Source organism: Mucilaginibacter angelicae, from assembly GCF_042434235.1.
In the GTDB taxonomy this organism is placed as follows: Bacteria; Bacteroidota; Bacteroidia; order Sphingobacteriales; family Sphingobacteriaceae; genus Mucilaginibacter; species Mucilaginibacter angelicae.
The window spans coordinates 1-3,082 of sequence record NZ_JBHLTS010000009.1 but is presented as its reverse complement, the minus strand read 5'-3'; the positions used below and the strand labels follow the sequence as shown (position 1 = coordinate 3,082).

General features: G+C 45.9%; 2 protein-coding genes. Both read left to right on the top strand.

All coding sequences use genetic code 11. From position 1 onward, the window contains the following. The coding region (locus tag ACFFGT_RS04455) for a non-ribosomal peptide synthetase (RefSeq protein WP_377021304.1) at positions 1-2,036 on the top strand (2,036 nt) is incomplete at its 5' end. A gap of 3 nt (positions 2,037-2,039) precedes the next feature. Beyond that, positions 2,040-3,082, top strand: a 1,043-nt coding sequence (locus ACFFGT_RS04450; RefSeq protein WP_377021303.1) for a beta-ketoacyl synthase N-terminal-like domain-containing protein, incomplete at its 3' end; no start/stop codon positions are given.

The window sequence follows — 3,082 nt, the reverse complement described above, 5'->3', positions numbered from 1 at the left end:
GCCTTGAAGTAAGGGCCTATGAAGAAGTGCAGACAGAGAGCAGTAAGTTCGACCTTACGTTCAATTTTACAGAAGGCACAGAGGGTATCCTTTTGGACCTGACCTATAACAGCGATATCTACAGCCGAGAGATGGCAGAGCGGCTATGCGGTCACCTGGAGCGGCTGCTGCCGGCGGTATGCGGTTCACCGGATGCGCCAATTTCGGAGCTGGATTACCTGGGTGCTGCAGAGCGCAAAGAGCTGCTGGAAAGTTTCAATGATACGGCGGTAGCCTACCCTGAGGAGGAAACACTTGTTTCGCTTTTCGAGGCACAGGCAGCGCAGGCCCCCGGATCACCGGCACTGGTATTCGGAGAACAGACGCTGAGCTATTCGGAACTGAACGGTTTGTCAAACCGGCTGGCGCATTTTCTGCGTTCGCGTGGTGTAGGCCGTGAGGACCTGGTTGGGATCATGCAGGACCGGAGTGAATGGCTGGTGATCTCGATCCTCGGTGTATTGAAGGCAGGAGGTGCATATGTACCGGTCGATCCGGGTTACCCTTCAGAGCGGATCAGTTATATGCTAAAAGACAGCGGCTGTAAGGTGTTGATAGATGACTCCCTGTTATCGGAATTCCGGTCGTCATTAGCTGAATATGGTGCAGATAACCTTGCCGGTGTAAATGAATCGAAGGACCTGGCGTATGTGATCTACACCTCAGGCTCAACAGGCAAACCCAAAGGGGTGATGGTGGAACACCGGAGCGTGGTTAATTTGGTAATAGGACAGCGAGCCTTTTTTAGAATAGACGAGACCGATCATGTATTACAGTTTTCTAATATTTCCTTCGACGCTTCAGTAGAACAAATTTTTATTGCACTTACAGCAGGAGCATTATTAAGTGTAATTGATAAAGAAACGGTTCAGGATCCATTAAAGTTAGAATCTTACATAACGAATTCCGGAGTAACACACATTCATATGGTTCCGGAAATGTTAAAAAATATAGAAGAAACGAATTATCCTTCACTCCGACGGGTAGTATCGGGTGGTGATAAATGCTCTACAGCATTAGCCACTAAATGGAACGCTTATGCTTTTTATAATGAATATGGGCCAACGGAAACAACGGTAACATCGATAGAGTTGGCATGGAATAAATTAAGCAGTACTGAATTATCGATTGGCAAGCCTATACATAATACCGGGATCTACATTTTAGATACCGGTTTAAAGTTACAGCCTATAGGAGTAACAGGAGAAATCTGCATAGGTGGAGCTGGTGTTGCACGCGGTTATCTAAACCGTGAAGAGTTGAGCCGGGAGAAGTTTATCGCAAACCCATTCAAGCCCGGCGAACGCCTATACCGTACAGGCGACCTTGGCAGATGGCTCGCGGATGGAAATATAGAATACCAGGGACGTTTAGACGACCAGGTAAAAGTGCGAGGTTACCGGATCGAGTTAGGGGAGATCGAGAGCGCGCTAAACGGGCACAGTGATGTAAGCAGCTCGGTTGTACAGGCGCTGGATCTGGGCAATGGCGAGCATGAGCTGGTGGCGTACGTGGTAAGCAGCAAAATGCTGAATGTGCCGGAGCTTCGGCAGTACCTGCAGGAACGCTTGCCGGGCTATATGGTACCTGGGCATTATGTACAACTGGATGCGTTACCGCTAACGGCAAACGGGAAGGTAGATAAGAAACGGCTGCCGTCGCCAGAAGGCCGTGAGCTTTCGGGAGGTACGGTTTACGAAGGTGCGCGCAATGAGACGGAATCGCAGTTGATCCGGATATGGGAAGAAGTGCTCGGTCGTGACGGGATCGGGATCAACGATAATTTTTTTGACCTGGGCGGTAACTCGATGTTGATAATTAAGTTATCCAAAGCTGTTAATAAGGTTTTGATGAAAGAGATTAACACGGCCACATTTTTTAAATATCCAAGTATAGGAAGTTTTGTCAATTACATTTTAGATATACCGGTAGCGAAGGCGGATGACGATTTCGACAGAGAAGCACTTATTGGGGATTTAGAGAAACTTGATTTTTAGATTATGATTCAAAATAAAAAGTACGATGGTTTGGAGATTGCTATCATTGGAATTTCCCTTCGATTTCCGGGTAGTGATAATTATAAAAAATTTTGGGATAATCTTCAAAATGGAAATGAATCAGTAACTACTTTTTCCGACGAGGAATTAACTGAACAAGGAGTTTCCGTAAAGAAGTTGCAGAACAAATTATATGTTAAATCAGCAGCTATTATTACAAATAAGGAGTTTTTTGATAACGAATTTTTCGGATACGGATTTGAAGAGGCCGCATTAATGGATCCTCAAATCAGGATCTTTCATGAACATTGTTGGCATGCCCTGGAAGATTCCGGTTACTCATCTCAGATTTCAAATAAAAAGATAGGCCTGTTTGCCGGAGCTTCAATTAATAACAATTGGAAAATCTATGCTAATGGTCAGGCAGGCAATTCATCTGTTGATCCTTTTTATTTAAATATGATATCCAATCAGGCGCATCTAAGTAGTTTGGTTTCTTACAAATTAAATCTGCGTGGACCAGCTATCTATATCGACACAGCCTGTTCAACTTCGTTAGTCGCCGTACATCAAGCCTGCCGAAGTCTGCTCATGAAAGAGTGTGGACTTGCCTTGGCCGGCGGAGTGACTATAAATACATTAAAAACCAAAGGATATCTATATGAAGATGGAATGATTAATTCATCAGATGGTCATTGCCGGGCATTTGATCAGGCTGCGAGTGGTTGTGTTGGGGGCGAAGGGGTAGGAATTGTGGTATTGAAACGTCTGTCTGAGGCGCTGAAGGACAATGATCATATCTATGCGATCATTAAAGGCAGCGCGGTTAATAATGATGGTAACAATAAGGTGGGTTATACAGCCCCCGGCGTTGAGGGCCAGGCGGAATGTATCAAAAACGCCCAAAAGTTTGCTGGGGTTTTGCCGGAGAGCATCAGTTATATCGAGGCGCACGGCACGGGTACGCGTCTTGGCGACCCGATCGAGGTAGAGGCGCTGAATATAGCTTTTAACCGGGACCGTACACATCGCTGCGCGATAGGTTC